A 7,764-nucleotide genomic window follows, 5' to 3' on the forward strand; every position below is an offset into this window, starting at 1 on the left:
GAAGAGGGTGCCAATGGAGGCGTAAAGGTTGGAGTGTGAAATGCGTCATTGGAATGGGAGGAGTTTGGTGAGAAGGGAAGTGTGTGTGGAGGACAAGGGAAGAGGTTGGATGTGAGGGGTGATGAAGCGTTTTTTATCAATTTATTTAAAGGATTAGCTTTTAAAAATTCAATTGGTGATGGTTCTGTAAATTTCATGATTTGAAGAGCCATAAAGAGCTAGTGATCTCTTTTGTATAAATTGAGAGAAGGTTTCGTATCTTTGGTATATCTTGTATATGATCAGTGGTTTTCCTATAAGGCTTTAAATTTAGTTGAATCCACCACTTGTTTTGTGAGCTTGATAGCTTGGAAGTTTACGGTTCTTTATTTTAGGTTTTCTTATTTTCTGTCGTAAAAATGCATTTAAAGCAAGCATAGTTGCTGATTGTGTTTTCTATCGGTTTATTGTGATACTTTTTTAGCATTCTTACCCTATGAGAGTGCTTTTTGCACACTGACTGTAAGGGTGTCTAATTTTCATTCGGTTCTGATATGGTGTTTTTTATAATATATCATCCTATGATGTCATAAAATTCTGTTTTGATATAGCTTTCTTGGTACGTTTAAGTGTTTTTTAAGGAGCGCGTTGAAGTTTCTTTAAAAAAGCTTGTCGGGTATAAGGACTAAGGGAAGACTATGAGGGGGAAGTCAAATCGAACCCGCTAAAATTTGGACTGTTGAAAGAGAAGATTTTCGTGGGAACCTTACGTCCCGCGGAAAACATCGTTCTTTGAGGTGTGGAGAGAAAGGTCAGTTTTAAAATAGATAAAAAATTCTAAACACAATTTGCTGTTTTAAGTTTTATGCCATAACACCCCATAAGATTATGCTGTCTAAGTCGCGTGAGAAGGGAATAAGCTTGCGGGAAGGATAATAAATTGTCAGAGGGATAGAAGCCGTGTGAGACAGTTAAAAACCGTTTGGTTCTGTTGTTGTTGATACAAGGATGCTGTTTGAGGCGCAGGGAGGAGGATTGTTCGTTCTCAAAGCCTATGATTTAGAGAGTATGGGGGACTCAAGAGGATGTTCGGGTATGGATAGAGATTAAGGGGGTCCCTGCTTCTTTGCAAAGCCATAGGTATTGATCATAAGTTTTGTTTATTCATATGGTTTTTTATGGCATCCAGTACCTGTTGGCTTATCTCCTGATGGGGCAGCCATCGTGAACCTTTTGGGGTTGTTTTTTGTTTTAATTGAATGGGGATAAAATCAACCTTGTTTTTGCGCGCACAATCGATGATCATTTGATCATGAGTGTTAGAACCAAAAATATGAAGAATACATGGTGGTGTAGGCAAAAGAGCTAATCGCTCAATTAATGCGCAAGAAAATGCATGGGCAGGCGAATGAATCCATAATATGCAATATTTTAGATCATGCCATTGATTCACAGCTTCTAAAAATTGTACTTTTGATGCCGCACAATCATAATCCAACGGCACGCATAACTGTTTTTTTTTCAATGCCTCAAGCTGGGTTTTATGTGAAAGAAAGCGTGCAGCAATAATCACTTCTTTTGGCTCTAGTGATCGATACAAAGGGGCAAGCATCTCCGTGCCCCCTACCACTAAATAACGATAGTGCGCCTCCTTTTTTTTCATGCCCCTCCCTCTTTTCTTTAAATCACACCTCGTTGCTTTAAAAATGTGCACATTTCATCAGCAAGCTTTTCACAACGTGTTTGTATCTCTTCACTTATAACTTTCCAAGTACGACCTTCATCATCTGAGGAAAAATCTTCGTTGGAAGAGGCGATTTGACATTGGAGTGCGTAACCATAAAGTGTGCGCACCACCGGCAATAAATGCTCACACGGTTGTGCGCATTTTTTGGCGGTACTCCCATGAGAGATAAGCCCAACAGGTTTATTTAAAAAGGCATTATAAGCTAAATTATCAAGAGCATTTTTTAAAACACCCGAATAAGATCCTTGATAAACGGGGCTTGCTAGAATAACGCCATCAGCTGCTGCAATGGTTTTTACAAACTGACGAACAGCAGCATTTGGATTAGCCTCAAGCTGATAATGATAATCTGGATCTGTCATCGGCAAGGGCTGTTCACGCAAATCAACCCAATGAAGTGATGCACCCCGCTTCATGAGGCAATCCGCTAAATAACTGGCTAAAGTTCTTGTTAATGAAGGTTGACGCACAGACCCCAAAATAATTGCTATATCCAATAGGATTCTCCTTTATCTTTTCCCAATAAGCCTATAACGCAAGGCTTATAAAGAATTGTGAGTAAAATGACGCGTATTATTATGCTGTCCATAAAGAGCAATTGTGATGATATCGCATGGTCATAGAATCAATCTATACTAACAAGATTGTTGATAAAACAACACCTCAAACTTGCAAGGGAATGTTAGTGCTTTCATTAATATTTAAAACGTTTGATCTCAAAAATAGTGGCTGTTTCGTGTCTTAGAAGCGCTTTTATGAATATATTCTTAGCTATTGACTTGCAAGAACCCTAATGAAATATGGAATATATCGTCATATTTTGAATGATCATTGATCCTTTTTAATTGGCATAAGAGGGTTGAAAGATTTTCTTATTTCAAATGCTCTTATTGCGCAATCATTTGCAAATCAATGGAAGTTACTTTTTTCATGTCTAAGGGGGGACGAAAACAATAAAAATGCTTTTATCTTTTCAAGGGATAAGGGCTATCGTAAAGGTGGGGTATGCTTGTTGTAGGAGCAGGGGGATGTGTTGTAGGGAGACACCTTAGGGGGTAATTTGGGTCTTGTAGAGGAACGAATATGGGGGCTTGTTGCAAGGGAGGGTTATCGTAGAGGCAGCAGGTGGCGTATATAAATGACGCCGGATTACATTTTTTATTGAAGCGGTGGTGGTAATAGATTTTATATAAGGGGGATATATTCATGAGAGCACTATTGTTATATCCTTCATGGGTGCTGTTCATGTAATAGGGGTGACGCGCGTTGGTTTGGAAGTATTGAGAGATGTTTCTTTAAAACAAGCATAGTGAATTGGCAAAATTGAAGTATTGGCAACCAAATATGCAATACAAGTGTTCTCTGGGGTATTCTGTTTGACGACAATGAACGGAATTTTACTTAAGAGATTGTTCGTGTCTTTATAAAAGCCAAGGACAAATAGTGGTATAAAAGGAAAAGCAAATGAAGGGGGAAAATTCCACATTTTATAACAAACTGTGCTCTTTTGTTTTTGGAAAATCATTTCGTTTTTATAAAGACCATATTATCATTTGTCTTATTTCACTCATTATTGCGATATGTCATAGAGCTCTTGTGATACCATTAGAATCCAAGTGGACGTTGAGTGTATCGCAGGATAGCTCTCTTTTGGCGTTCTTTGTGCTGCGTGAAGTCATCATGGTGTGTGTTTTTGCCTTGATGCCTGTTTTATTGGTGCTTTATCTTATCTTAACGTATGTGTTAAAAAAAAGGATTCAGCAGTTAGAAGAGGCTATCCAGCAACGGGGTCACACAACCGATCAACAAACTAATCCGTCAAAAAATGATAGAGAAAAAATAAGCCGTTTTTTTATCGTATACTTTTTGTTGATATTTCTTTTGGAAGTCTTTTTTTCTGTGGGTCTTATCATGCTCATTCTGGAATTTTATTATTTTGTGTTCAAGCGTGTGAGAATGTATTATAAAGTAAGACGAGAATTGAAACGCGTAAGAAAAGAGCACGACAGGACGCTTGCGCAGCTATAGTAAGGGGGAGAGGCAATGTTCAGCAGCTCTTGTGATAAAGAATAAGCGGATGGTTGAAAGATCATCATGCAAAGAGGCTAAAGAAGCCCATTAAGTTTGTAATGAGGAGGATGCTCTTATCATTTAGAGAGCGACCGCGCTTTTAGAAAATCTGAGTGGTTTGTTGAATAACAAGGCAAGCACCATACATCGCACTTTTAGTGGTTCTTAAAAGAGCGAGCATGAGAAAAGAAATGCGCTTTTCATAAAAAAGGGAAAAGCAATGAAGGGGAAAAATCAGCATTTTATAATGAACTGCGCGATTTTTTTTTGAGAAAGAGTATTTTTCTGTGCGGGAGTATGTTGTCATTTGTTTCCTCTCACTCATTATTGAGCTGTGGAACAGGATTTTTTTTCTACCATCCTGGGGAGTAAAGGGAAATTGAAGGGTGGCAGGATACACCCCTTTTTCTCTCTCTGTGTGTGCGTTTTGGAAAGTGATTACAGTGTGTGCTTTGGTCTTGATCCCAGTTATGTTGATACTTTGCATAACATTGTGGTTTTTTTTTGAGAAAAAATACTCAGAAATTGAAAGAAATAAACCAGCAACGGGGTAAAATAACCTTTCAAAAGGATTGGTATAAAAAAGGCATGAGAGGGAAAATGGATGATATTCTTGTTGCAATATTTGTTCTCGTGCTTATGTTTGTGACAGTGTGGTTCGCTTTTATTCCTACGATGATTTTGAAACTTTATTATTGTGTCTTTAAGCAGGTGAGAATGTATCGCTGGTTAAGAAAAGAACTGAAAAGCGTGTTGAAAGAATATGATACAGTGTTTGAGAAGTCATGAGAGGAGAAAAAATAATTAAGAAATTATGAGAGATTCAACATTTATAGGGATTGCTCTCTATACCATTTTGTCTCTGATATGTTTTGGTGCTCTTTATGGTTAGCCGTAAACATTGCTCTAAAGGATGGTGTTGAGGATAGTATTGATTGGAAGAAAAGCTGATTATATTATAGACCATTATTGATTAAAGCGTTATGGAATAAGAGTGTGGGGTTTAGAGCCTAAAGTGAGCACTTGGGACTTACTTCATCGTTTGAAATGTGGGACAAGTAAAAGAACGGTTTTGGTAGCGGTATATGGGTTGTTTTTGTATTTTTAGGCGCCTTGTTTATCCAGTCTTTGAAATGAATCCTATTGAAGTGGGGATGCAGGGTCGTTTTCTTGAAAACAGGGGAATTTTTTGGCAGAAAAAGCTGAATTGTGGCTATTGTTTACAGATTGGCGCGGTTTAAAATCTTCACTGTTTGAGGTGTGAGGAAGGTAAAGGAATGGCAAGGTACCACGAATATTATTATTTTTATAATGGCGCAAGCCATAACCACCTGTGCACTTTTCTTGATTCCGGTGATATTTGGGTTTTGCATCATCATAATGCGTAAATTGAAAAAAGGATCCCAAAACGAGCAGACCCAATTTCTGGACGAGAGCAAATAAGCTCTCTGCTGCACGGGCTTTTTCAAAGAGTGAGGGGGAAAATGAACAGGGATCCTATAGCAGTACTTGTCTTGGATCCCCAGTTCTAGGTGATGATTGCTATTTGCATGATCATTATCATGCTTGTTGTGGCTCTTTATACCTCTGTCTTCAAACGGATGAAAATTCATTTTCAAGTGAAAGGCGAGCTGGAAAGAGTGCTTAAGGAAAATGATCTCGTACTTCAGCAGTTTTGGAAAGACGAAGCCGTGGTGCAGAAGAGGCGTTTGCAGCAAAAGGAAAAAGAGCTCTCTGTCGATTATGATGATCATGAAATTCTCGTTATGGAAAGTGCAAAAGCGCTTTTAAAAAGCTTGGGATGGTTGATGGAAATCGAGGGAAAAGGAGATCATTTGGCAACCTTCTTTTTACCAGATTGTGAAGTGCAGTTTCTTTATAATGGTGAGAAAGTGGAGGAATTTTCGCCGTTTGATCGTGGGCTTTTAATTATGAGCGGTATTTTTACTGCGGCTTGTCAGACGATTAATCCTGATAATTCTGGGGTTTTGCCAACAGTATTTATAAATTTTGTATCCAATGGATTGGAAATTTTTTGAAGAAAGAGTGAGTGTTTGGCGTTTAAAGAAAGCTCTTGAAAAAACTTTAGAATGGACAATGGAAGATGATTGTTTGCATGAAATGTTTTGCTCTCAATAGAGTTTTTCCCCTTGGAAAAAAGACTCTTTATCTTGGGCAACGGGTGATGCAGAGGCAGCACTTTATGCTTTGCTGCATCTTGCTGCTCTTGCTTTGCTAGGCGATGTTGAGACTTTAGCGTCTTATGACGAAAGTTTTACGGCAGATAAGCAGTTTGGCTTTGATAAAACTATTGAAAAAGTCCATTTGGAACGCGCGATGACGATAGCTCAAGAAGTGAAAAGGGCAGGAAAGTTCAGTGACGATCTGCTGGAACGAGTTGCTGAGAAGTGGTCCATAGCCATGGACTATCAGCTTTTCAGAGTGAGCCCTCCTAATACGTGTAATCAAAAACGCGCTTTTCATAAAAAATTAGTTGAGGAGAAAAAACAAGAATTAAGGGAACAAGGATGTATTGTAAGTGATGAACCATACGTCTTTGCAGCAGAAGGGGTAAAACATATCTCCTGATATTACTTATATTAAAGATGGTAAAATCGCAGTTAGGGATATAAAAATTGATTAGTTTACTCTCCTGTTGAAGAAAAGCACTCTGGTGTGAAAGATGTGAAAGCGCCATGATTGAGACGCTTTCACATCTTTCACACCAGAGCAAAATAAAGTGCTCGAAAAATCAAGAATAATAGCAAGATTTTAAAAAATAGACTGAAAATGGCTTGATCCTTAAGAATAGGGGCGAAAAATCGATTATAAATTCTGCTATCTTCTTAAAGACGGACTCTTTGTTTTGTTAGAAAAGGCTCATAAATTATCGCTGATTTAAATGGTATGGAGGAAGGTCCGTTGACTAAAGCGCTATAGGGGGGAGATAGGGGAAAAGCCTTTATCGTTTGAAATGTGAGACAAATAAAAATGTCATTTTTGAAGGCGATGATATTTAGCCAATAAAAATAAAGATACAATAAAAATTAAATTAAAAAAAAAAGGCCTCATTTTAAAAGGGCCTTTTTTTGAAATTTTACAATATATACAAAATGTATATAATTTTACTTTGAGAAATTTTTGTATCTTATACTCTATTGGAAAACATTTGTATGAGATATATAATAATTGATCCTAAAAAACCAGCTATTGCATTCAATAAACTTTTTCCTTTTTCGTATATATCGTTTATTGATGCTTGTTCTGATCCGCTTTTATTATTTATTCTCAGTATATTCAATGTATCCGATGTGTTCCTTACTTGTTTAAAAAACTGTAAATTCGTTTTCTCAATAGTATAAGGAGCAACAATAGGAGAGGGTTGTTTATTGACTATACGATCAGATTTTTGAATTGCGAGGGCTAAACCACTTGTAATTGCTCCTGCTATGAAAAAATATCTGATATTCATAGTTTTTCTCCTATATTTATTTCTATAAATAAATATCAATATGTATCATATATAAATTCGATTTAAATAACTATAGTAAAAATACAACAATCATAAAAAAGAATAAAGTTTGTCTATAAATTGACAAAATTTACCCTTAATTGCCTTAATGAAATCTTTCAGATTCTATTTTATGAAGGTGTAAAAAAGTTTGAAAGCTCTGTATGGAAGTGGAATCCCATAAGACGGGTAATATAATAGTTGCTAGCAAACTTCTTTTTTATGCCTTTGAGCAAAGATTCATAAAAATGAGGGTTCATAAGAATGAGATGCGATGAAAGTTGAGTAAAACCCCTGAGGGGAAGGATGCACTCTTTGAGGGCTGAGTGCATCCTCTCATGGATTGGATGCTGCCTTATGAGGGTTTGGGCAGTATCCGTTGAGGGGAAGGATGCACTCTTTGAGGGCTGAGTGCATCCTCTCATGGATTGGATGCTGCCTTATGAGGGTTTGGGCA

At 37.3% G+C, this 7,764-nt stretch carries 7 protein-coding genes; 2 read left to right on the plus strand and 5 right to left on the minus strand.

The annotated features are described in order from the left end of the window. The 4 genes from ACFIJS_RS05490 to ACFIJS_RS05505 all read right to left on the minus strand — a co-directional run. Positions 1 to 197: hypothetical protein (locus ACFIJS_RS05490; RefSeq protein WP_375650517.1), on the minus strand; the 197-nt coding region annotated here is incomplete at its 3' end. A 929-nt stretch (positions 198 to 1,126) separates the two neighbouring features. Next, entirely contained in the window at positions 1,127 to 1,642 is a 516-nt protein-coding gene (locus ACFIJS_RS05495) for a short-chain dehydrogenase (RefSeq protein ID WP_375650518.1), read from the minus strand. Between the two features lie 17 nt (positions 1,643 to 1,659). Continuing rightward, the gene (locus ACFIJS_RS05500; RefSeq protein ID WP_375650520.1) at positions 1,660 to 2,223 is read right to left on the minus strand and encodes an NADPH-dependent FMN reductase; all 564 of its coding nucleotides are present in this window, start codon (positions 2,221 to 2,223) and stop codon (positions 1,660 to 1,662) included. A gap of 2,713 nt (positions 2,224 to 4,936) precedes the next feature. Next, positions 4,937 to 5,203: a hypothetical protein gene (locus tag ACFIJS_RS05505; RefSeq protein ID WP_375650521.1), complete on the minus strand. Its 267-nt coding sequence runs from the start codon at positions 5,201 to 5,203 to the stop codon at positions 4,937 to 4,939. Positions 5,204 to 5,328: 125 nt separating this feature from the next. Between ACFIJS_RS05505 and ACFIJS_RS05510 the strand changes: the two genes are divergently transcribed. After that, entirely contained in the window at positions 5,329 to 5,835 is a 507-nt protein-coding gene (locus ACFIJS_RS05510) for a hypothetical protein (RefSeq protein WP_375650522.1), read from the plus strand. Between the two features lie 169 nt (positions 5,836 to 6,004). Next, positions 6,005 to 6,385: a DUF6990 domain-containing protein gene (locus tag ACFIJS_RS05515; protein ID WP_375650524.1), complete on the plus strand. Its 381-nt coding sequence runs from the start codon at positions 6,005 to 6,007 to the stop codon at positions 6,383 to 6,385. Between the two features lie 559 nt (positions 6,386 to 6,944). On the opposite strand, the gene ACFIJS_RS05520 is transcribed toward ACFIJS_RS05515, so the two are convergent. Beyond that, a complete protein-coding gene (locus tag ACFIJS_RS05520; RefSeq protein WP_375650525.1) occupies positions 6,945 to 7,268 on the minus strand; it encodes a hypothetical protein in 324 nt (107 codons plus the stop codon). Between the last annotated feature and the right edge of the window lie 496 nt (positions 7,269 to 7,764).

It is taken from the genome of Bartonella sp. OT172YNZD, from assembly GCF_042193725.1.
Classification (GTDB): domain Bacteria; phylum Pseudomonadota; class Alphaproteobacteria; order Rhizobiales; family Rhizobiaceae; genus Bartonella; species Bartonella grahamii_A.

What these genes read in the sequence shown, in the direction of transcription:
- ACFIJS_RS05495 (WP_375650518.1), bottom strand. Translation starts at nt 1,642, where the DNA reads ATGAAAAAAAAGGAGGCGCACTATCGTTATTTAGTGGTAGGGGGCACG.
- ACFIJS_RS05520 (WP_375650525.1), bottom strand. Translation starts at nt 7,268, where the DNA reads ATGAATATCAGATATTTTTTCATAGCAGGAGCAATTACAAGTGGTTTA.